Source organism: Bifidobacterium reuteri DSM 23975 (genome assembly GCF_000741695.1).
In the GTDB taxonomy this organism is placed as follows: Bacteria; Actinomycetota; Actinomycetes; order Actinomycetales; family Bifidobacteriaceae; genus Bifidobacterium; species Bifidobacterium reuteri.
This window is the reverse complement of sequence record NZ_JGZK01000004.1, coordinates 96026-119056: the sequence shown is the minus strand read 5'-3', so window position 1 is coordinate 119056 and position 23031 is coordinate 96026. Positions and strand designations below refer to the sequence as shown.

General features: G+C 63.2%; 19 protein-coding genes and 1 pseudogene. 13 read left to right on the top strand and 7 right to left on the bottom strand.

What is annotated here, in order from left to right; translation table 11 throughout:
- Nucleotides 1-145 precede the first annotated feature (145 nt).
- Nucleotides 146-1627 carry a glycoside-pentoside-hexuronide (GPH):cation symporter gene (locus BREU_RS04885; RefSeq protein ID WP_044088982.1) on the bottom strand — a complete coding sequence of 494 codons (1482 nt, stop codon included), beginning with the start codon at nucleotides 1625-1627 and terminating at the stop codon, nucleotides 146-148.
- A gap of 362 nt (nucleotides 1628-1989) precedes the next feature.
- Here BREU_RS04885 and lacZ point away from each other — a divergent pair.
- The 3 genes and pseudogenes from lacZ to nagA all read left to right on the top strand — a co-directional run bounded on the left by lacZ (nucleotide 1990) and on the right by nagA (nucleotide 7448).
- Nucleotides 1990-5151 (top strand): annotated as a pseudogene (gene lacZ / locus BREU_RS04880) (beta-galactosidase, LacZ type).
- A 96-nt stretch (nucleotides 5152-5247) separates the two neighbouring features.
- A complete protein-coding gene (nagB, locus tag BREU_RS04870; RefSeq protein WP_044088984.1) occupies nucleotides 5248-6060 on the top strand; it encodes a glucosamine-6-phosphate deaminase in 813 nt (270 codons plus the stop codon).
- Nucleotides 6061-6134: 74 nt separating this feature from the next.
- Entirely contained in the window at nucleotides 6135-7448 is a 1314-nt protein-coding gene (nagA, locus tag BREU_RS04865) for an N-acetylglucosamine-6-phosphate deacetylase (RefSeq protein WP_044088985.1), read from the top strand.
- A gap of 51 nt (nucleotides 7449-7499) precedes the next feature.
- On the opposite strand, the gene BREU_RS04860 is transcribed toward nagA, so the two are convergent.
- From BREU_RS04860 to BREU_RS04835, 6 genes are all read right to left on the bottom strand, one after another.
- The gene (locus BREU_RS04860; RefSeq protein WP_044088987.1) at nucleotides 7500-8501 is read right to left on the bottom strand and encodes a LacI family DNA-binding transcriptional regulator; all 1002 of its coding nucleotides are present in this window, start codon (nucleotides 8499-8501) and stop codon (nucleotides 7500-7502) included.
- Nucleotides 8502-8719: 218 nt separating this feature from the next.
- A complete protein-coding gene (locus tag BREU_RS04855) occupies nucleotides 8720-9832 on the bottom strand; it encodes a hypothetical protein (RefSeq protein ID WP_044088988.1) in 1113 nt (370 codons plus the stop codon).
- Complete coding sequence (locus BREU_RS04850) at nucleotides 9829-10557, bottom strand: ATP-binding cassette domain-containing protein (protein ID WP_081886556.1); 729 nt, start codon at nucleotides 10555-10557, stop codon at nucleotides 9829-9831. The genes BREU_RS04855 and BREU_RS04850 overlap by 4 nt, the downstream gene beginning before the upstream one ends.
- A 16-nt stretch (nucleotides 10558-10573) precedes the next feature.
- A complete protein-coding gene (locus BREU_RS04845) occupies nucleotides 10574-11626 on the bottom strand; it encodes a peptidoglycan-binding protein (RefSeq protein ID WP_044088989.1) in 1053 nt (350 codons plus the stop codon).
- A gap of 32 nt (nucleotides 11627-11658) precedes the next feature.
- Nucleotides 11659-12345, bottom strand: coding sequence for a hypothetical protein (locus BREU_RS04840; protein WP_043164829.1), 687 nt, complete (start codon nucleotides 12343-12345; stop codon nucleotides 11659-11661).
- 36 nt (nucleotides 12346-12381) lie between these two features.
- Entirely contained in the window at nucleotides 12382-12786 is a 405-nt protein-coding gene (locus BREU_RS04835; protein WP_044088990.1) for a hypothetical protein, read from the bottom strand.
- A 198-nt stretch (nucleotides 12787-12984) separates the two neighbouring features.
- Between BREU_RS04835 and BREU_RS04830 the strand changes: the two genes are divergently transcribed.
- From BREU_RS04830 to BREU_RS04785, 10 genes are all read left to right on the top strand, one after another.
- Nucleotides 12985-13647: a response regulator transcription factor gene (locus BREU_RS04830; protein ID WP_043164825.1), complete on the top strand. Its 663-nt coding sequence runs from the start codon at nucleotides 12985-12987 to the stop codon at nucleotides 13645-13647.
- Complete coding sequence (locus tag BREU_RS04825) at nucleotides 13644-14945, top strand: sensor histidine kinase (RefSeq protein WP_043164823.1); 1302 nt, start codon at nucleotides 13644-13646, stop codon at nucleotides 14943-14945. The genes BREU_RS04830 and BREU_RS04825 overlap by 4 nt, the downstream gene beginning before the upstream one ends.
- Nucleotides 14946-15008: 63 nt before the next feature.
- On the top strand, nucleotides 15009-15569 hold the full coding sequence (locus BREU_RS11235) for a TetR/AcrR family transcriptional regulator (RefSeq protein WP_052119037.1): 561 nt from the start codon (nucleotides 15009-15011) through the stop codon (nucleotides 15567-15569).
- A gap of 111 nt (nucleotides 15570-15680) precedes the next feature.
- A complete protein-coding gene (locus BREU_RS04815; protein ID WP_043164820.1) occupies nucleotides 15681-15980 on the top strand; it encodes a hypothetical protein in 300 nt (99 codons plus the stop codon).
- Nucleotides 15981-16175: 195 nt separating this feature from the next.
- A complete protein-coding gene (locus BREU_RS04810; RefSeq protein ID WP_025263185.1) occupies nucleotides 16176-16382 on the top strand; it encodes a hypothetical protein in 207 nt (68 codons plus the stop codon).
- 18 nt (nucleotides 16383-16400) lie between these two features.
- A complete protein-coding gene (locus tag BREU_RS04805; RefSeq protein ID WP_043164814.1) occupies nucleotides 16401-17246 on the top strand; it encodes a hypothetical protein in 846 nt (281 codons plus the stop codon).
- Between the two features lie 43 nt (nucleotides 17247-17289).
- Nucleotides 17290-17670 carry a PrgI family protein gene (locus BREU_RS04800; RefSeq protein ID WP_043164813.1) on the top strand — a complete coding sequence of 127 codons (381 nt, stop codon included), beginning with the start codon at nucleotides 17290-17292 and terminating at the stop codon, nucleotides 17668-17670.
- Nucleotides 17663-20059 (top strand): VirB4-like conjugal transfer ATPase, CD1110 family, encoded by a 2397-nt coding sequence (locus BREU_RS04795; RefSeq protein WP_043164811.1) that lies wholly within the window; start codon nucleotides 17663-17665, stop codon nucleotides 20057-20059. Before BREU_RS04800 ends, BREU_RS04795 begins: the two co-directional genes overlap by 8 nt.
- A 515-nt stretch (nucleotides 20060-20574) precedes the next feature.
- Nucleotides 20575-21648: a CHAP domain-containing protein gene (locus tag BREU_RS04790; protein WP_223847973.1), complete on the top strand. Its 1074-nt coding sequence runs from the start codon at nucleotides 20575-20577 to the stop codon at nucleotides 21646-21648.
- A 21-nt stretch (nucleotides 21649-21669) separates the two neighbouring features.
- A complete protein-coding gene (locus tag BREU_RS04785; protein WP_223847975.1) occupies nucleotides 21670-22908 on the top strand; it encodes a hypothetical protein in 1239 nt (412 codons plus the stop codon).
- Nucleotides 22909-23031 lie beyond the last annotated feature (123 nt).

The window sequence follows — 23031 nt, the reverse complement described above, 5'->3', positions numbered from 1 at the left end:
GCGATGATTCTTCCGGTCGGACGGCAATCCGGCCGGAACCCCGCCGGTTCTCTTCCTTCTTCTCTCCCCGGCGGGCATGGCAACGGCCCGACGCCAACGGTTCAAACCGTTCGCGTCGGGCCGTTCCCTTGCTACTTTTGGCTGCTTACTGTTCGTCGGTGTTCTCGGAGGCGAGTCGTTCTTCGAGCTGTTCGACGATGTGGTCGTGCATGTTCTCGTCGATCTTGACGGTCAGGAGGAAGACGACGAGGCTGGCGACGATGCCGGCGAGCGGCAGGTAGTAGGCGCAGGTCTTGAACGTGCGGATGTTCGCGGCGGTCATGTCGGCGGCGGTGGTGTTGCCGACCATGCCGGCGGCGACGGCCACGAAGCCCACGATGCCGTTGGACAGGGCGCCGGCGATCTTGTCGAGCATCGGGCGCACGGAGAGGGTGACGGCCTCGTTGCGCTTGCCGGTCTTGAGCTGGCCGTATTCGATGGAGTCGGTCATGCTCAGGATGGCGGTCATCTGGATGGTCTGCGCGGGCAGGTAGAAGAGGACGAGCGCGACGATGACGACGGGCAGGTTCATGGGCGCGATGATGAACAGCGTGTAGCCGGCGATCATGAACGCCATGCCGGCGGTGTACAGCCAGCGGCGCGGGATGCGCCGGTTGAGCACCGGGTAGAGGGGCGTGGTGACCAGTCCGGTGATGACCGGAATGACGCCGGCGATGGAGAAGCTGTCCGGGGCGCCGAGCACGTATTTGAACTGGTAGAAGAGCACGCCGGTGGTGGCGACGTTGGCCACGGAGTACAGCAGGTAGCTCAGGGCGACCCACAGGAGCTGGTCGTTCTGTGCGATGGCCTTGAACGCCTCGATGGGGTTGCCGTTGGCCTCGGCCTTGGCGCGCAGCTCGCCCTGGTTCTCGCGGGTGCCGAACGCGACGCTCCACGCGGTGAGCAAACCGAGTACGGCGATGATGATGGCGAACGCGGCCCAGCCGGTGCGGCCCTGCTCCCATTGGCCGGTGAACTTCCAAGTGAACCAGCTGACGACGGGCACGACGATGACGGTGACGCCGTTGTATCCGATGGATCCGGTGAACGCGCCGAGAGCGGTGTACGTGCTGCGCTCGTGCGAGTCAGAGGAGATCGCGGGGATCATGCCCCAGTAGGAGATGTCGCGCAGCGAGTAGATCACGTCCAGCAGGATGAACACGGTGACGAACAGGACCATGAACACGCCGGTGTTCACGTCCACGAGCCCGAACAGGCCGGTGAACACCATGATCAGCAGGATGCCGGGCACGAGGCCTCCGATGAACTGCCAGGGACGGAACCGGCCCCAGCGGGTGTTCGTGTTGTCCACGAGGTTGCCGAGCAGCGGGTCGAGGAAGATCTCCGCGATGCGGATGACCACCACGAGTCCGGTTATCACCGCGATGAGGCGCGCGGCCAGCGTCTTGTCCACGTCGATGAACAGCGCGGTGGTCACGAACGTGATGAAGAACGTGCTCATCGTGTTGTAGAACGCGGCCTGGCCCAGGTTGCCGAACGCGTATGCGATCTTCTGCCCCATGTTCCTGGTGGGCACGGCCTGCGGCTGTCCGGGCGTCGCCGTGCGCTGTGTGGTGGATCCGCTCATGGTGTGGTGGCCTCCTTGCGACCTGTAAAGAATCCGTGCGCGGGAACAGCTCCGATCCCGCAAGACGCGAGTATAGGACTTCCTTGAAAAAGTAAAAAACTTTACCGCGTGTCGCAAGCAATGCCAACGATTCCTGTTCGCCAATCCAACACGCCGCGCGAGCGCCGGCGATGGTCGAAGACCGGATTATCGTTGATAAGTAACGGCTTTCCGCTGTTCTTGCGGTCGCAGTCGGGACAAGCGCAAGAAGTTGCATAAATTAGTAAATATCTTTATCATCGTTGTGCAAGGAGTCACATTCGGAGGCTCCCGAACTGCGGCGGCAACGACGCGACGCAATCCGATGCGAAAGCGAGGACATCATGAACACAACCGACGATCAGCGGAAGAACGGCGATCCGATCGTCTCCCCGTCCATGCCGACGACGGCATGGCTCGCCGACCCGCGCGTGTACGCGGTCCACCGGCTCGACGCCCATTCCGACCATGCATGCTGGTCGCACGCCCCCTCCGTCGGCGAGGGCACCGATCTCAAGCAGAGCCTCGACGGCGAATGGCGGGTCCGCGTCGAGACGGCGCCGGCGAACAGCTTCCCCGACGGGACGAGCGACGGGCCGGATTGGATCAGCGACGTGTCGCCGCTGTTCGCCGCACCGGGCTTCGACGACTCGTCGTTCTCCCGGGTGCAGGTGCCCTCGCATCTGGAGACCGCGGGGCTGCTCGACCCACAGTACGTGAACGTGCAGTACCCGTGGGACGGCCACGAGGACCCGAAGGCCCCGGCCATCCCCGAGCATGGCCATGTGGCGGTCTACCGACGCGAGTTCTCCGCGGAAGGCGCGGTCGCCCAGGCCATCCGCGAGGGCCGCACGGTGACGCTCGCCTTCCAGGGCGCGGCCACCGCCATCTACGTGTGGCTCAACGGCGCGTTCGTCGGATACGCCGAGGACTCCTTCACGCCCAGCGAGTTCGACGTGACGGACGTCATCAGGAAGGACGGCAACGTGCTGGCGATCGCCTGCTACGAGTATTCGAGCGCGAGCTGGCTGGAGGACCAGGACTTCTGGCGTCTGCACGGCCTATTCCGCTCCGTCGAGCTCAACGCGAGGCCCGCCGCCCACGTCTCCGACATCCACGCCGAGGCCGATTGGGAGCCCGCCACGTCAATCGGATCGCTTTCGCTGGGCGTGCTGATCGACGGCGCCGCGAACGCCGCGACGGCCGAACTCGCACTGCGGGACAAGAACGGCGCCATCGTCTGGCGCACCGCCACGGAAGCGGCCGGAACGCTGCACGCCGAGGCCGAGATCGACGACGCGGCCTCCTGGAGCGCCGAACGCCCCGACCTGTACGAGCTGTCCGTCACCCTGCTCGACGCGGACGGCAAGGTCCTGGAGACCACACGCACCCGCATCGGCTTCCGGCATGTGGCCATCGAGGACGGCATCCTCAAGCTCAACGGCAAACGTCTCGTGTTCCGCGGCGTCAACCGCCACGAGTTCGACTGCCGGCGCGGCCGTGCCGTCACCGAAGAGGACATGCTGTGGGACATCCGCTTCATGAAGCGCCACAACATCAACGCGGTGCGCACCTCGCACTACCCGAACCAGTCACGCTGGTACGAGCTGTGCGACGAATACGGCATCTACCTGATCGACGAGACCAACCTGGAGACCCACGGCAGCTGGAACAGCCCCGGCGACATCCCCGTGGGCACCTCCGTCCCCGGCGACGACGAGGCCTGGCTGGGCGCGTGCATCGACCGGCTGGACAGCATGATCCTGCGCGACCGCAACCATCCCAGCGTGCTCGTCTGGTCACTGGGCAACGAATCCTACGCGGGCGAAGTCCTCAAGGCCATGAGCGCGCACGCGCACCGGCTCGACCCGTCCCGCCCCGTCCACTACGAAGGCGTCAACTGGAACCACGCCTACGACGGGATCAGCGACTTCGAAAGCCGCATGTACGCCAAGCCCGACGAAATCCGCGACTGGCTCGAACACGGCGACGAACGGGGCGAGGCGAACAAGCCGTTCGTCAGCTGCGAGTACATGCACGCCATGGGCAACTCGTGCGGCGGTCTGAGCGAGTTCATCGACCTCGAACAGTACGAGCGCTACTCCGGCGGGTTCATCTGGGACTACATCGACCAGGGGCTCGTCCAGCGCCTGACCGACGGGAGCGAACGCCTCAGCGTCGGCGGCGACTGGGTCGACCGGCCGACCGACTACGAATTCGTGGGCAACGGCATCGTGTTCGCCGACCGCACGCCCAGCCCCAAGGCGCAGGAGGTCAAGCAGCTGTACTCACCGGTCAAGCTCACCCCCGACGGACACGGCGTAACCATCGAGAACCGCAACCTGTTCGCCGGCACCGACGGCTACGTGTTCGCCGCACGGCTCCTCGAAGACGGGCATGAGATCTGGCACGCCGACTACCGGTTCGACGTGGCCGCCGGAGACACCCAGCGCCACGACATCGCCTTCCCGGACATCGACACGGACGGGAATACGCGCGAGGTCACCTACGAGGTCGATCTCCTGACCGCCGAAGCCACCGCATGGGCGCCGGCCGGCTACGAGCTCGCGTTCGGCCAGCTCACCGGCACGCTCAACCCCGAACGGGACATCACCGAGACCGATCATGACGACGACGGCCGCGCGACGGTCACGCTCGGCCGATGGAACGCGGGCATCCGCCGCGACGACGAGGAAATCCTCCTGTCGCGCACCCAGGGAGGCATTGTCTCCTGGAAGCGGGACGGCCGGGAAATGGTCATCCGACGCCCCGAACTCGTCACCTTCCGCCCGCTGACCGACAACGACCGGGGCAACCGTTCCGGATTCGACCGCGCCGCATGGTTCGCGGCCGGCCGCTACGCCGTCGTGACCGATACGAGCATCGCGCAATCCGACGACGGAGGGCTCACCGCCAAATACCGGTACGAGCTCGCCGACCCGGAACACACGCCCGTGACGGTCTCCTACCGCATCACCGCCGACATGCTCATGCGACTGACCGTCGAATAACCCGGCGGAGCCACCGGTGCGGCCAGCCTGCCCGCGTTCGGCGTCGAATGGGAACTGCCCGGCGAATACGAGCACCTGCGCTACTACGGCCCCGGCCCCGAGGAGACCTACCGCGACCGCAAGCAGGGCGGCAAGCTCGGCATCTGGAACGCCACCGCGAAGACGAGCATGGCACCGTATCTCATGGTGCAGGAAACCGGCAGCCACGAGGACGTCCGCTGGCTCGAAGCCACCGACATCCAAGGCCACGGATTGCGCGTCACCCAACGCGGCGACCGTCACTTCACGGCCAGCCTGCTGCCCTGGAACACCTACACGATCGAAGCCGCGCGCCGCCATGAGGACCTGCCCGAGCCGCGCCACAACTACCTGCGTCTGCTCGCGGCCCAGATGGGAGTCGGCGGAGACGACTCCTGGGGAGCCCCCGTCCACACGGCCTACCAGCTGTCCGCCGGCAGGCCGCTCACCCTCGACGTGGACCTCGAACTCATCTGACCGGCAACGGGCGGCGGCATGCACCACCATGCCGCCGCCCGTACACGTATATATACATTTCCCAAACACAATCCACAGGAAAAGAGGCAATCAATCATGGCTGAAGTGATCATCGTCAAGAACGAGGAGGAGGCCGGCGAGATCTACGGCCGCTGCGTGGCGGACCTCATCAAGGCCAAGCCGGACGCGGTGCTGGGTCTGGCCACTGGTTCCAGCCCGCTGGCCGCCTATCGCGCCCTCGCCAAGATCGTGCACGAGGAGCACATCGACGTCTCCAAGGTGCGCGGCTTCGCGCTCGACGAGTATCTGGGCCTGCCGCTGACCCACCCGGAGTCCTACCACTCCACCATCCACCGCACGGTCGTCGAACCCCTCGGCCTCGACCCGGCCAAGGTCCATGTGCCCGGTGACGTGCTCAACGGCGCACCGCTGGAGGACGGCGACAAGATCGCCGCCGCCGGTCCCGCCTATGACTCGGCCATCGAGGCCGCGGGTGGCATCGACGTGCAGATCCTCGGCATCGGCACCGACGGCCACATCGGCTTCAACGAGCCCGGCTCCTCCCTCGCGTCCGGCACGCGCGTCAAGACCCTCGCCGAGCAGACCCGCATCGACAACGCGCGATTCTTCGACAACGACATCAACCAGGTGCCCACCCACTGCATCACGCAGGGCATCAGCACGGTGCTGAAGGCCCGTCACCTCGTGCTGCTCGCGTTCGGCGCGGGCAAGGCCGAGGCCATCGAGGAGACCGTCGAGGGCGGCGTCTCCGCGTTCTGCCCGGCCTCCGCGCTGCAGCTGCACCCGCACGCGACCGTCATCATCGACGAGGAGGCCGCGAGCCGCCTGCGCCACAAGGACTACTACCGCTACGCCTACGCCCACAAGCCCGCCTGGCAGGGCATCTGATCGGCAGACGAACGATTCGGGCTCCTTCTTGCTTCGCCAAGAGGGAGCCCGAACCCATATGCAGGAAGGAAATCATGACGCAGGACAGAGATGAGATCGTCGCCCGCGTGACGGCGGCGTTGGAAGGCGAGGCCAAGCCGGTCGCGATTCGCGGGGCGCGCAAGGTGGACGCCTGCGGCGAACAATCGGGGTATTGGGTGGTTTCGGACGCACGTGGCGTGATTGTGGCCACGGGCTTCGCCGCCGCGGACGGTACCGGCGAGGAGGCGTTCGAGCACGCCTGCCGCACGGTCGGCATCGACCCGGCCGTTCCAGCTGACTCCAACGACGCGGTCATCGACGCGGCCGGCCGCATCCTCACGCCCGGCTACGTGGACATCCACGCCCACGGCGCCTGGGAGAAGAGCTTCGACGACGGCCCCGACGGCATCGACGTGGCTCGCGCCGGCCACGCGGTCCACGGCACCACCCGCCAGGTGCTCTCGCTCATCACCAACCCGATGGACGTGATCTGCCGCAACATCCGCACCGTGCACGAGAAGATGGCCACCCGCCCCGACATCCTCGGCTGCCACCTCGAAGGCCCGTTCCTCGCCCTGAAGCGCAAGGGCGCGCACGACCCGAACTGCCTCAAGGACCCGGTGCCCGAACTCGTGGACCGCATGCTCGACGCCTCGGGCGCCGACCCCGCCGCCGGCAAGCTCGGCTGCATCCGCCAGATCACCATCGCCCCCGAGCTGGAGCATGGCATCGGCGCCATCAAGCAGTTCGCGGCCGCCGGCGTGGTGCCCGCGGTCGGCCACTGCGACGCCGACTACGAGACCGCCCAGGCCGGCTTCAACGCGGGTGCCGGCATCATGACCCACATGTTCAACGCGATGAACGGCCTGCACCACCGTGAACCCGGCCCCATCCCGGCTGCCGTCGAGGACCCGCGCGTCACCATCGAGCTCATCAACGACGGCTTCCACGTGCAGAACCCGATGGTCAAGCTCGGCTTCGGCCTCGCGCCTCACCGCATCGCGTTCGTCACCGACGCCATGGCCGCCACCGACTGCCCCGACGGCGCGTACAAGCTCGGCGAACTCGACGTGAACGTCATCGATGGCCATGCACGGCTCGTGTCCAACGGTGCGATCGCCGGCTCCACCTTGACGTTGGAGGTCGCGGTTCAGCGCGCGGTCAACGAACTCGGCTTCAGCCCGGTCGCCGCCGTCGAAGCCGCCACCCTCACCCCGGCCCGCGCTTTCGGATTCGACAGGCTCAACCCCGTCACTGGTGCGCCGCTCGGCCTGATCGCCCCCGGATACGCCGCCGACCTTAACCTCCTCGACCCCACCGACTGGACCGCCCAACACGTCTGGTGCGCCGGCCGCCAGCTGAAGTAAACTCCTTCCAGCAAAATCGACACCGGTGCCGCCCGTCTTCGAGACGACGTCTTACGCCTGAGGAACGAAGCTTGCGCGCGGCACCAGCTCGGTCGTCAGCAGGATGTGACGCCGCACCCGCCGCTCATGCTTCAACCCATCAATCAAGGTGGAGAACGCCATACGGGCCAACTCCCTTTGATCGATCGCATACGAACTCAGCGACGGAGACGTGTACCGGGCGATCGACTGGTTGTTCACACTCACCACAGCCAACTCGTCGGGAACCGCCACGCGCAGCGCATTCAACGCCTGCAAAGCCCCCACCGCGAGCACGTCGGCGGCCACGATCAGCCCATCGGGCATGCTGCCGGCCTCACGATGGTCAGCCACCAACTGCTCCGCGAGACGGTAGCCGTTCTCCACGGTGAACGTGCCGGACGAATACACCAATCCGTCCGTTTCCAATCCCAGATGCGCGGCCCACTGGCGGAACGACAGTTCACGGATGTCCTCGGGATAGTCATGCATGCCCATGATGCTGCCCACGCCGCCGAGAAACGCAATACGCCTGCGGCCCGCCGCGATCATCGCGTCCAGGGCATCCAGCATCGTCTGCGACAGATCGGGACGTACGGAGTCGAACAGGTGCGGCGCCGGATTCGTGTCGATGCACACGCCATGCGGAAGCACCGCATGCAGGGCGCGCAGGTCCGCTTCGGGAAACACCGTGGCTCCCACGGTGATGAACCCATCGAACTCCGTTGCACGTTCCGTCAACTCGTGTATGGACCTGATGAACGTGGGCTGGTCCAATTCCATCGACTCCGCACACTCCGCAAGAACCTTCCGCAGATCGGCGAAGTACGCATCCTGCAATTCCTCCCCGGACGGAGGTGCATCCAACACCGCGATCGCGGGACGGAACACGTTGCGGTATCCCATCTCCTCGCACACGCGCAGCACGCGTCGACGCGTCTCCTCCTTGATGGAGAACGACGGGTCATTCAGCAAGCGCGACACCGTGCTCTGCGACACCCCGGCCCGTTCCGCGACTTCCTTGAGCGTGGCCATGACATCCTCCCCGCAAACTTTAGTAAAGGGTTTTACTACAGCATAACCCGGGATTTGCAAGATGGCGGATTCCCCCACTCAGGAAGTGACCCACAACTGATAAACTTCAAGCGTCCCGACAAAGGGGCAATGCATAGAGGGCGGGCTTGTCATTGGAAAACATGCTCGCCCTCTAATCAAGACGTATGGCAGTCTGAACCGGAACCTTTTCCTCATGCTCACTGTCTGTTTTTGAAGAAGGCGAAGAGTTGGTTGTCGTGTATGGCGGTGATGGCGATGACGGCTCCGATTTGCGCGGTGATGAGGGCTGTGGTGAGTGCGGGTAGTTGGATGGCTGTCAGGGTGATCGCGTTGGCGTGTCCGCTGGTCCAGCGGACCGTGGTGTAGGTGATGGCGGTGGCGGCGAGGATTGCCGGCAGGGTCCATGCGAGGGTTTCGAGCGCGTTGGTGGCGAGGATGCCTTGGCGGGGTATTCCCATGTGCAGGTCGTCGGCTATTTCGATACGTCGTGCGCGTGTGGCCATGATGGCGATGGCGAATGCGGCGATGGGTGTGATGGCGAGCATGAGGCGTGTGGTTCGCTGCCGGTAGCGGGTGTCGAGGTCGGGGTTGGTGCCGAGCATGGTGTTGGCTTGTTTGGTTTGGGTGGCGGGCGCGGCTCCGGGTATGGCGGTCGCGGTGGTGTTGAGCAAGTCTTCGGCGTCGGGGTTGGCGGGGTTGATGGCGGCCCAGCATTCGTCCCATTGCTGGCCGGCGTTGATGGGTGTGGGGGTGATGATCGCGTAGGCGAGTCGTTGGTCACGGCTGTCGTCGGTCCAGGGGAAGACCGCGCTGATGTGCATGACGCCCTGGGTCGTGGGCAGGTCGTCTCCTTCTCGCGCGTGGAGGGTGGCGGCGAGTTGACTGGAGATCCATACGCCGGGTTGGGTTTGCTCTCTTGCTCCGACGCCGAGCACGTTAGCGAGTCCCGGCGTGGCCTGCCATGCGTCCAGTGGGGCCGCGGGCATGGCGGTCAGGGTGATTTCCCCGTTGCTTTTGAGCGCGCCGGCCGCTTGGATGGGGTTCGTGGTGGTGTCGCCTGTGGTGCCGGTGGTTTGGGTGAGGTTTGCGCATGTGGTGGGGTCGATTTGCTTGCTGCCGGAGATGATGTGGATGGCGGCGGCGCTGGTGGCCCATTGTCGGGATTCGTGTTGGAGGGAGGTGATGGCGGTCAGGTCGAATATGGCGGTTCCTGCTGCGATGAGGGTGAGGATGCCGGCGCAGGCGAGGGCGCGTGTGGTGCCGGTGGCGATGTTGCGCCATGCTTCGGACAGGATGGCGGTTGGTTTCATCGTGTGTCGTCCTTGGTGTCGATGTTGGGGTTCGGGTTGTGCCACGCGAGGTCGATGACGCGGGTGCACGCGGCCCGGGTGTTGGGGTCGTGGGTGGCGATGACGACGATCGCGTCGCCTTGCGCGAGTCCGGTGAGGGTGGAGTCGATGTCGTTGGCGGTGCGCTGGTCGAGTTGGGCGGTGGGTTCGTCCACGAGGAGGAGGTCGGGTTTGCTGGCGATGGCACGGGCGAGCATGAGGCGTTGGGCTTCGCCTCCGGATAGTTCACGGAACTCGCGTGCGGCGACTTTGGTCAGGTGGAACGTGCTCATGATGGCGATGGCTTCGTCTTCGGCTTGCGTGCGGTCGATGCCTTGGCCGAGGAGTGGTTGGACGACGTGGTCGATGGCGGTGCGCCGCGGCATGCCGTGGGGGTTCTGGAACACCCAGCGCACGCGGTTGACCCGGCTGCGTCGGATGGTTCCTTCGGCGGGCGGCTCGAAGCCGGCGATGATGGACAGGAGGGTGGATTTGCCGGAGCCGGACGGCCCGCACAGGCCGACGGCTTCGCCGGTCGTGAGGGTGAAGTCAAGGTCGCGGAACAGCCAGGGGCCGTCCGCGAACCGGTGGCCCACGTGTTCTCCCGTGACCGACGGTATTCCGCCGGCCGCGGGCCGCGCGGAGTTGATTGGCCGTGCCGGCACGGGGTCCGCGACCGTTTCGAGGGGCAGGATGCTGGTGCTCATGCGCGTCCTCCTTGTGTCAGTGCTGCGTTGCGGCGGGGCATTGGATGTCGTCGAGTTTGTGGCCGAGGGCGACTTTGCCGATTGTCGCGTCGGATTGTTCGGGTTGGATGAGCGTGGCGCCGAGGGCGGAGCCGATGACGGTGACGGGGATGGCCTGTTTGCCGTCGGGCGAGACGCAGGCGCGGGTGCCGTTCTGGCCGGTGATGGCGGAGGGCGGGACCTTGATCGCGTCGATGGGTTGTTCGAGCGCGAGGGTGGCGGTGGGTTTCTTGCCGCCTTGGTCGGCGAGGGTGGTCTTGTAGCCGTCGCTGGCCTGTACCTGGTCGAGGAATTTCTGGTCGCTGATCCTGCCGTCGGTCTTGTCGAGGCTGGTCTTGACGCCGAAGAGTGTGAACGTGCGTTTGCCTTCCCTCAGGTTCTCCGGCGTGGGGAAGGTGATGGCCGTCAGCTGGCCGCCGGTCTTCATGATTTCGGCACCGTCCGTCAGGCTGGCGTTCAGTCCGGCCGTGCATTGGGTTGGCGTGGCGGCGGCTTGGGGCAGCCATGCCACGTCGGCCGGTCCGATCCTGCCGTCGGGGTTGCGGTCGCCGGCCTGCGAGAGCAGCTGGTTGACGCCGTCCTTGGTGCGCCACCCGTAGGTGCCGTTGCCTTCGGCGTTGTAGCCGAGGCGGGCGAGTTCCTGTTGCAGGGCGAGCACGTCGGGCCCGGTGTCGCCGGTGCCGATCTCGCGGTAGAGGGGCGTGTCGGTGTGCAGGGCGATGACGGGTTTGCCGTCCACGGACAGCAGTCGTTTGCCGGATTCGACCGCTTGGCCGGGCGTGCACAGGGTTTCGCTGACGGTGCCGGCGGCGCGCGAGGTGATCGATTGTTCCGCGCTGGTCTCGAACGAGGCCTCGACGGTCCGTTCGTCGTCGAACTGCTGGCGGCTGGCTGTGACGGTGTCTGGGCTCGTGGCCGCGGACAGTCCGTCGGGTGTGGGCGTGGGGATGACGAGCGCGGTGACGAGCACGCCCGCGGACAGCATACCCAGCCCGGTCAGGATCAGCGGGGTCAGGATTCGTGTTTTCATGTGGTCGTTTCCTTTCGTCGGATGCTTGTTCGTCAGCCGATGTTGACGGCGAGGCCGGCTCCGGTGAAGCATGACTGGGCGGCGTCCGACGAGGCGTCGAACGGCAGTCCCTTGGACGCTCCGTCCCCGTTCAACGCGTTTTCGAGTTTGCGTCCGGTGTAGGCGTCATCGACGAGGCTGCTTTTCTTCAGGCATTCCACGGCGGTATCGTACGGGTCGGCCAGAAGACCTGGGTTGCCCTGCTGGAGCTGGTAGAGGGATTCGATGATCTTGCTGGTGCCCTCGGAGCAGGTGTTGGATGCCTCCATGTACTTGTTCACTTCGGCGTCGGTCGATGGCACCGGCGTCACACCGGTGGTCTGGTAGAGTCCGTTGGACAGTTTGCGGGTCTGTTCCTGCCACCCGTTCTCGGCCATGCACGCGGCCTGCTTGTCGTGCGCGGTCTCGTAGTCCTCGGCGCTGATCTTGCCGGTCTTCTTGGCCCGTTGGAGCACGTCGCGCTCGAACTGGCTGAGTGTGTCTTTGGCGAGGTACTGGTCGAACAGGGCGCTCATGCTCGGCGCGATTCTGGTGCCGGATGTCTGCGCGTCGTCTGCCGTGTCCCGGCTCCAGGGCGTCGAGCATGCCGTCAGCGAGACGAGTAGTCCCATGCAGGACAGCAGCGCGGCGGCCCTGCGCAGCGTTTCTTGGCGGAGGATGGATGATGTGCTGGTGGTCATGGTGGTTTTCCCTTCCATCGGCTGGTGCCGGTCTGTCTACTTGGTGTTGAAGTCGGGATCGTGGTAGTCGGGCACCTTGGCCTGGCATTCCTTGATGGCCTTGTCCCGGTCACCGTCCGTGGACCCCGAGGACACCGAGCCGGAGCCGTCGCCGGTCCATTGGAGCACGACCCAGTTGCCGTCCATGATCTGCGCGGGCACTCCCGCTGCCGTGAGACAGTCGCGGTATCGTTCGGCGGCCTGTTTCGAGGCCGGGTTCGATCCCTGCGGCGCGTCGCCGCCCTGGCTGTCGGTCTTCGGCGCCGCGTCCTGCGACGTCGTCGCGGAGGGCGCGTCGGATGATTGCGTCGGCTGCTGTTGGCCGCATGCCGACAATGGCGCGGCCAGCATGGCGGCCAGCGCCGCGGCCGCCGCCAGTCTGAATACGGATGTGGTTCGCATGTGTTCCTCCCTTGCATGGGTTCGCCGCTGCCGGGGCGATGCTTTGGCCCGGCGGCTGCCGGACGATGCCCATTACAGCCGGCTCTCCGTGTGCGATGGGTGCGTGTCGCGCTCACCTAACACACACCCACACCGGGCACAATGGAGAGCACGAAGGCAATCGCATGGAGACCATGCGAGGAATCGGAGGCAATAAGAATGGCGAGGATCCTGATCGTCGAGGACGACGCCGACCTGTCGGCAGTGCTGGACGACTGTCTCAGGCACGAGGGATACGCGACCGGACTGGCAGGCACCGGCGTCGAGGCGCTGGACCTGCTCTCACGGGGAGAATACGACGTGATGCTCCTCGACCGCGACCTGCCCGTGCTCTCCGGAGACGAGGTCATGCGCACCGTGGACAGGCTGCGCATCCCCGTGCGCACGCTCATGCTCACCGCGGCCGGCAGCATCGAGGACCGCGTGCACGGCCTCGACCTCGGGGCCGACGACTACCTGCCCAAACCGTTCGCCTACCCCGAACTCCTCGCCCGCATCCGCGCGCTCCTGCGCCGAGGCGACACGGACGACGCGCCCACCGTAATCTCACGGGGACGTCTGTCGGTGGACACCGTCAGACGGCTCGCCTACGCGGACGGCCGGCCCCTCGACCTCGCACCCCGCGAATACTCGCTCCTGGAGGAACTGCTGCGCGCCGACGGCGGGTGGATCAACACCCGCGCCCTCCTCGAATCCCTGTGGCCGTCCGAGGCGCACGACCAGCCCGACCTCGTCAAGACCGCCGTCTACTCGCTACGGCGCAGACTGCCCGACCCCTCGCTCATCGCCTCGTCGCGCGGAGAGGGATACCGTATACCATGACCGACACCGACACGACAAACCAGCCGGCCGGGCACGCCGCGCACCCGCGCAAACCCGCCAGCTTCCGCATCCGCCTCGCCGTCACCGTCGGACTGCTCCTGCTCGGCATGCTCCTCGCCGTGATCCTCGTGCAGAACATCTCGCTCGACTGGGCGTTCCAGCATCAGGTGGACACCATCGCCACCGGCAGCAATCAGAACACCATCACGACGGAACCGGCAACACCCCAGGACGGGGTTCCCGGCACGGCCGACTCATGCAACGCGGACCCCTGCGACGTGACCGGCACCATTCCGACCCCGAACGCCGGACAGGGCGGCACGGAGGGCGTGGTGCTCACCGTCAGGGACGGCGTCGTGCAATGGATGCGCTACGGATCGCTCGCCGTGTTCGCCGTATCCGCGCTCCTGGCCGTGCTCCTCGTCTGGAACCTGTCGGGCAAACTCACCGCACACCTCGACTCCATCAGCCGCCAGGCCGGCCAACTCGACCCCGACCATCCCGCCGGGCGCATCAGCCTCGATCATCCCGACGCCGAGACCGCCAGCCTCGCCGACGCGCTCAACACGATGCTCGACCGCATCGAGCAATCCAACGAACTGCAACGATCGTTCATCCGCAACGCCAGCCACGAACTGAAAACACCGATCACGACCATCGGCACCAGCCTCGAAGCGCTCATGGCCCAGGACCGGTTCCCCGAGGACGTCAGACCAGCCATCCGCCACGCCATCGAAGCGAACCGCAAAAGCGGCGAACTCATCAACAGCCTGCTCGAACTCTCCCGCATCCAGACCGTGCCCGACACCAGCACGGAAGCCGTGGACCCTGCCCGCATCGTACGCGACACGCTCGAAACCCACCGCGAACAGGCGCAGGCACGTCACCTGCGCATCGACGCCGACGGACTCGCCGCATACCACGGCCCCTTCATCGAGACGAACCCGCGCTACCTCTCGCTCGCCGTGGACAACCTGATACGCAACGCCATCATCCACAACACCGACCACGGCACCATCGCCTGCACCATCCACGACGACAAGCAGCACGTCACCATCAGCATCACCAACACCACAAGACAGCCGGACCACCCCGAAGCCACGGCCGACCTCATCCAACCATTCCATCGAGGAGACGCAACCCGCATGGCCAACCAACCCGGCCACGGCCTCGGACTATCCATCGCCAAAGCCTGCACAGACGCCATCGGCGCCAGCCTCAACATCAGCCGTCCCACAGCCGGTGTATTCCGCGCCGGAATCATGCTAAATCGACATATCGGCATGCCCATTAGATGATTTATTCACGATAAGATATCCTTACCCATACTGACTGATTAGTCAATGAATGCGAGGATATCGATGAATAGTGCGGAACGGAGACGTAGAACGCGCGAAGCCCTGCTCGAAGCCGCGGCTCTCGAATTTGAAACACAGGGATATGCGAAGACCACATTGCAGGGCGTCGCTGACCGACTTGGTTTGACGCGTGGCACAGTGCTGTTCCATTTTCACACGAAGGAAGCATTACGGGATACGCTTATCCAATGGTGCGATGAGCGCCTGTGCGCAAAAGTGTCCCAATGTAGCGGCAGAAGCGATTTCGCTCGGATTCTCGCCGCGATTGCTGACATGCACTATGAAGATGCGCGAATACGTTCCGGATTACTGCTGCATGAAGAAAAAGCCCGAGCGGAGAACGCGGGGCACATGAAGTGGGAGGAAGCACTTGAACTAGTCTTGTTTGGGCAGTCCAACGACGCCCATGACAGCATTAAGACAGGAGCCCTAATCGATATGTACATCGCCGTCATAAGGTCTGATCGATGGAAGAATAAGCAGCAGCTCCGTCAGGCCCTTGATTTCTATCTGTCCCTAACCGGTCTGAGCAAAGCGGCTGAACCCTCTGATAACAAGCTATAAGGGAATCGTATGACAAGAATCGTTGATTCTTGTTGACTGACTAGTCAGTCAATGCATATTATGGGAGCACCAACCGGAAAGGTTGGACAACCCAAGGAGGAAGGAACTCCCATGAACACCACCACCAAAAGCAAAATCGGTCTGCTGGGCAAAGTCGGAGCCGTCGCCGCAGCTGCGGCAGCCGTGATGGCTTTCACCGTTCCTGCCGCTAACGCGGCCGGAACCTACGCTCTCCATGCCGGCACGGACTATGCCTTGGCCCAGACTTGGACCAACGGAGGAACCCAAGGTCGCTCCTATGCGCAGCATGGCAGGCGCGTAGCAAGCACCGTGTGGACTCTGCAGTCCAGCCGCGCATACGCAGATGACGGGTACTCGACCAGTTACCACGCTCAGGTCTGGTTCCGCTGAATTTGACTCCATGAATCGAGGAGGCGAGCTTTTTGCTCGCCTCCTTCTTTATTCGTCCCGATCAAAACGGTCTCGCCGCACATAAAGGACAACGAGACCATTCTTGTCCGCCGCTATCCTGCCGGTTTTCCCTGACGATGGGTGTCAACGGAGGCCGCCTGTCGGGCTCCTTGATCGTCGTCAGAGGAGGCCGTCGTGGATTTGTTGAATCAGGTGCTTCAGTTGTTCGTCAGGTTCGCCACCATCGGCGGTGGCTTGTGGCTGGTGTGGGGTGCCGTCACATTCGGCGGCGGCCTGAAGGATCATAATGGACCGCAGACGCAGTCTGGACTGTGGCAGATCGTGGGTGGAGGCATGATCATCGCGGCCGCGCAGATTTTCAACGCGGTGGCTCTGGGCTGAGCTGGTTCGGGGCCTGCCGTGGAGGACTTCATCGTAGCCATGCTCAACATGATCGGCGGCGGAGGTGCCGGTTCGATCACTGCCGGGCTGTTGTCCCAGGCGCCGGAGACATGGAATCCCGCTCTTTACCAGTTGGCGGTGAACGTGCATGGAGTCGCCGTCAAGCCTCTGACGTCGGTGGTGCTCGCGGTTATGTTCACGTTGGAGCTGGCGCGCAACTCGACGCGCATCGAAGCGGATCGCGATCTGGGTGTGAAGATCGTGGCCGGCACCATGTTCAAGATCGCGCTGGTGTTCATCGCCGTGCAGAACGCCGGTTTGTTCATTCGGATGTTCAATCAGGCCACGCAGTTCCTCATGCAGGGCGTGTCCTCGCAGATGTCGTATGAGGCGACGGGCGACGGCGGTCAGCTGGGTGATCTGATGCGCGACCAGATTCGCGATGCCGGGGTGATGGGGCAGGCGGCGTTGTTCTTTCTGCTGGTGATTCCGTGGCTGTTGTCCCAGTTGGCGTCGGTGGTGTTCACGGTGGTGCTGTATGTGCGGTTCATCGAGTTGTATGCGTTGACGGCGTTTCAGTCGTTGCCGTTCGCGTTTCTGGTGCATGAGGACACCAAGGCGATCGGCGTGGGTTTCTTCAAGTCGTATGCGCGCACGTCGGTGAATGCGGTGTGCGTGTTCATCTGTCTGGTGTTCTATCAGCGAATCGTGGTCGATGCCGTGAAGATCCCGAATTCCGCGGACAAGGGCATGGTGGCGTGGGTGACGGGCAATTTCGGCAATCTCATGATGGCGGGCATCCTGCTGTTCTTCGTGATCGCGGTGAGTCAGCGTGTCAGCCGGGCCATAGCCGGCGGCGAGTAGCCGCCTATCACAAACCGGATCCAATCAGGGAAAGGATTCTTTCATGTTGCAGATGCGCGTATATAAGGAGATCGCCAATGTCGAGGCGAAGGTGATGTGGGGGTTGAGCTGGCGTCAACTGGCGGCCGCCGCGTGCATGCTCGTTCTGGGCGGAGGCGAGGCTGCGTTGTTCTGGTCGTTGGGACTGTCCGATCTAGGGTCGTATCTGCTGTTTGCGGTGTGCCTGCCGTTCGCGCTGTGGGGCTGGTGGCGTCCGAAGGGACTGAAGCCTGAACGGTATCTGGGATACATGCTGCGCCAGCGTTTCGGTCCGAAGGTCTATCTGCTTGAATCCTATGTTCCCGCGAGGTTTCCCGGCAAACCGTCGTTGAAGGAGAAGACCCGTAGACGAATCAAGGGAAGGAAGGCACGTCGTCATGTCTGACATCAGCGGCAGCAAGGCGGTCAAAGGCAACGGCAAGCGACACGGAAAGGCCGGGAACCGGCGGTCCGGGAATCGCCGCATGCCTCGTTCATCGAAGGAGCTGCTTGGCTATGATTCGATGCTGTCCAATGGCATCGCGTTCCTTGGCGGCGATCGGTGGAGCGTGTCTCTGCGAATCAGCGACATCAATTATCAGGTCGCGACCCAGGATCAGCAGCTGGACGTCGTGGACCGGTGGGGTCGTTTCCTGAATTCGGTCGGCGAGAACATGGGTGTCCAAATCACGGTCGCCACGCGCATGCTGGATCCCGAGGAGGTGACGCGTAGCATCGCCATGCCGCTCCGAGGCGATGCGTTGGATGGATTGCGCGGGGACTTCAACCGCAATGTGCGTCGGCGTCTCGCCGGCCGTTCGCAGGGCGCGGTAACGGACAAGTATCTGACGTTGACGCTGCGCGAGCGGGATGGGGAACGTGCGGTCACGCTGCTGAACCGTGCCGCGTTACGTGCCACGGCGCAACTGCGATCGGTGGGCGGATGCGTCGGCGTCCGTTTGAACCGTCAGTCGCGTCTGGCGGTGCTGCACGGGATGCTGCGGCACGGTGTCCGGTTCCCGTTCACCGAGGACGGCTTCCTGAAATCGCATGGCATGTCCACGAAGGATTACGTGGCCCCGTTCGCCGTGGACGTGTCGGACCGCCGTCGGCTCCGGTTGAGCTCGGGCACCACGGAAGTATGGCATCAGTGTCTTTTGGTGCGTGATTTCCCGGATTATCTGAGCGATCAGCTGGTGTCGTCCATCACGGACATCAAGGCGGACATCACGGTCGGCATCCATCTGTCCCCGCGGGGCAAGGCCGAGGGGTTGAAGCTCGTGAACCGGACGATCGCCGAGATGGACATGCAGGCCATCGACGAGCGGCACAAGAACCGCAAACAGCATCTGCCCGAGGACATGCTGCCTCATGATCTTCAGGAATCCATGGCCCAGGCGGGCGAACTGCGCGATGATCTGGAGCATAACGGCGACCGTCTGGTGGATTCCCTCATGATCGTGGACGTGTCGGCGGACAGTCGCGAGCAACTGGACCAGACGGTCCGTGACGTGACGGCCGCGATCGATGGACAGTCATGTGTGGCCGAGACCTTGGCCTACATGCAGGTGGAGGGACTGAACGCCGTGCTGCCATTGGGAAATCCTTTGCCGCCGATGCGTCGCACGCTGACCACGTCGAGCGCGGCGATTTTGGTACCGTTCACGTCGCAGGAGCTGTTCGAGCCGGGCGGGGTGTTCCATGGGGCGAACGCCCGCACCGGCAATCCCGTGGTCATCGACCGTACGAAAGGCATGAACGGCAACGGATTCGTTTTGGGTACGACCGGGTCAGGCAAGAGCCAGGCGGCGAAGAACGAGATCACCCAGATCTATCTGACCCGTCCGGACGATGATCTGATCGTCATCGACCCGGAACGTGAGTTCACGCCGTTGTGCACCGGTCTTGGCGGCGAGCGAGTCGAGATCGGGGAATCGTCGCGCGCGCATATCAACGCTTTGGATATCGAGTATGAGGATGATTCCGAAGGCGATCCGATCCGGTCGAAATGCGCGAGCGTGCTGAACATGCTCGGCGTGCTAATCGGCGGACAGGACGGAATCGACCGCATGCAGCGCAGTCTGATCGACCGTACGGTCATCGGCATGTATCGCGAGGTGCGGGAACATCCGGAACTGGGCATGCCCACGCTCGTCACCCTGCATAATCGTCTCGCGGCTTTGAACGAGCCGGGTGCCCGTGATGCCGCGCGAGCATTGGAAATCTACGCGACCGGCAGTCTGAACGCCTTCGCTCATGCCACCGATGTGAACACGTCCAGCCGGTTCCTGGTCTATGACGTTTCCAATCTGGGAACGGGGTTGCGCACGTTCGGCATGCTCGTCGTTCTGGATCAGATATGGAACCGGGTCGTCAGAAATCGCCGTCTCGGCCGACGCACCTGGCTGTGGGTGGACGAGTTCCATCTGCTGTTCTCGAACCGGTATGCGGCCGAATACTTCCTGCGCCTGTACAAGCGCGCCCGTAAATGGGGCTTGTGCCCCACCGGCATCACGCAGAACATCGAGGAGCTGCTGGCCAACCAGGATGCGCGTCTGATGCTCGCGAACAGCGACTTCCTGTTGCTGCTGAACCAGACCGCCACGGATGCCGATGCCTTGTGCGAACTGCTGAGGCTGTCCGATGAGCAGCGGGCGTTCTTCACCGGGGTGCAACCCGGTCAGGGCATGGCCAAGAGTGGCACCGCGTTCATACCGTTCGACGGGCGCATCGATGCCGATAGTCTGCTTTACCGGCTGTATACCACGAAATTCGAGGATCGGAAGCCCGAATGAGACCCGTCACCTCCGACTCATTCCACGCCACACGCAATCTCGTTCGGCCGAACGGCACGATTCATGGCTTGAAAGTCCGTCATGTCAATGGACTCTCCCATGGCCCAATGCTGACCGGGCTAAAATGGCCACGAACCACCATCAGGAATAGTCAATCCGAAGCATCGCGCCCAATCGGCACAACAACCGTCAGCGCTTTGAACCGTGGTGTGAAGGCGACACGGTCCGTGCTTGAATCGCAATCGACACAGACGGAGACCAGCGAGGACGACGATCTGTTGTTGCCAATGGTCCCTGCAGACCGGGTACGCGACGGCGTGACCGGCATTATTCGCACAAGACATGCCGCAAGAGGTTCAACGGCACGTGCCATGGCAGGAAGAACGGCTTCGGTTCGTGCCAAACGTACGAGGCGTTTCGGCAAGACCGTACGATCGGGTGTCCACGGGACCAAATCCGCTGCCAGAGCTTCGACGCAGATTGCACGACAAGTCACGCAGACGGTTTCTCGGACTATGACGGCGGTGAAGGCCGGTGTTGCGGCATCGGCATCAACTGCGGTCAGCATTCCATTTCTATTGGGCGCGGCGGCGGTACTGATGGTCTTCAGTCTGCTGCTGTGGTTCATCCCCACCGTTGCCGTCGGAGATGACGGAGGCTGCGAGGCCCGTGTGATCGAAGTCCCGGACGAGGCGAAGCCATGGGTTAGTGAGGCGGCTCGATCGAGCGGATTAAGCGCTGATTTCATCGCGGCGATCATGAAGCAGGAATCCGGTTTCCGACCGGATGCGTATGCCGACGACAGTAACGGCGGAACATGGGGATTGTTGCAGATGAACAGGAGCGTATGGCGCGGCGTACATCCCGAAGGCGCCGACCAGACGCCGCCTGAAGGCATTACCGCCCCCATGGTCCATGCTCATTACGGCGGCATATACCTGAAAAACCGTCTGGAAGGCGTCAAACAACTCAAAGTCGAGCATCCGGGCATGCCGTTCGCCGAGCTTGACGATCTGACGGCTTTGGTCATCGCCCATAACGCAGGCGAAGGCAATCTCATGAGATACCCGGATATTCCCAACACCACCAAACGGTATCTCGACAACGTGAAGCTGGCCATCGACGCGGGAGGCGGCTGCTCGGCCACGGCAGGCCGAACCATCGGCAAGCTCACGCCGCCATTGGTCATGCAGCCCGGAACGCTAAACGTGGACGTGGCGGCGACCGGCACGCCCGTAGGCAAGATCACCACCTATGAAATCGGCCAATGCACATGGTGGGCGGCCGCCCGCCGATTGCAGATCGGCAAACCTGTGGACGGTTACATGGGCGACGGCTGGATGTGGGCGTCAAGCGCCAGAAAATTCGGATACCCGACGGGCGGCGGCATACAGCTCGGCGACGTGGCGAGCTTCGCCAAAGGCTATCTCGGCGCAAGCGCCGATTACGGACACGTCGCCATCGTCGAGGAAATCAAGGACGACGGCAGCATCGTCGTCAGCGAATCCGGCGGCGGCCTCCCATACGCATGGCTCAGAACCCTTACCAAAAAGCAGGCCAACAATCCCAGCATCACTTACATCCACTAATCCCGAGGGAAAGAAGGAAGCATGCGCCGCATCAATCCCAAACTTGATCCTTGCGAGCTTTCCGATCTTATGAGCGATTCCGGCAACTGGGATCTCCTTGCGCAAATCTGCGATCATCCCGGTACATGGCCGGAACTCGACCAGTGGGCTGCGCATGCCATTGCAGATCCTGAAACCGCTGGGGCTCCACCGGAACCGTTGCCCGACAGGAAACCCGAGCATCGGCTGCTGCCCATCACACCCATCATCGACGATGAGCCGCCTTGCGATACGAGGAGCAATAACACTCTCGCCTCCAAGCCCGGCAAGCGGACGGGAACGACGGTAGGCATGCCGATGGAGGACGGAGAACATGTCGAGGATGATGCGCCCTTGGCGGAATTATCTGCTGACAATGCGGATGAGGTGGCCGTCCATCGGCATATCCCTTTTACCCGCATCGCCGGCATCATGCTCGCTTCGGTCATCGCAACGGGATTAACCACAGGCCTTGTCATGGCGAAGAAGAACTATGACCATCAGGAGGCGCTCACGTCATGCAATCATGCAATCAAGCAAGCTGACATAGTGCGGATTGCATGGGACAAGGCATTGAAACAGGCGGAACCATATGTGAAGCTCCAGGATAAAGACGTGCAGGATCCCAAGTCTTTGGAACTGCTCGCCAAAATCATGCAATATCAGCCATCAATCTCAACAGAAAATTGCAATCCGAGTCTGACGGCCGACCGTCTCGATCGCAATCGTGCAGAAATAGGGAGAGAGAACAACCAGCTCAGAACCCAGATCAGGAACCTGCATGACACAGTTGACACGGTCAAGGCATCACACGAACAACAACAGATCGACAACGCACAGAACGTACTGAGTCAAACCATTGAAGACGCCGATAGGCTCTACAAAGAATCCGAGAACAAGGTCAGAGACGACAACACCCGCACACGACTCAATGAGCAGATCACCCATGCACGACTCATGACGCGCGACCACCAGAGTCTTGATGTCTATGACAGAACCATCCAAGACCTCAACGAAGTCATGCAAATCGTCCGGGATTCCATGACGACTGTAGAGAACGAGGATACATCTGATGCGGACCATTCGGATGGTTTCACACAGTCAGGATCGGATCCCCAATCATCGAACCGACAGTCCGCACCATCATCGGAAGGTTTATCCTCGCCAGTCACGCAAGGCAATCCCACTTGGGAGGTGCCTGAGCAATCAGCAATCCCCTCATTTCCCGACCAGCTGGGTTAACATCACTTTGCAAGAATGGCTAGGAGACGGCGCTGCGGTATTCGTCGAGTTTCCGGGCCAGTCGGTCTCGACGATGTCGAACATATCAGGGAGCCTGCGGTTGAATTCGACCAATCTGTCGTT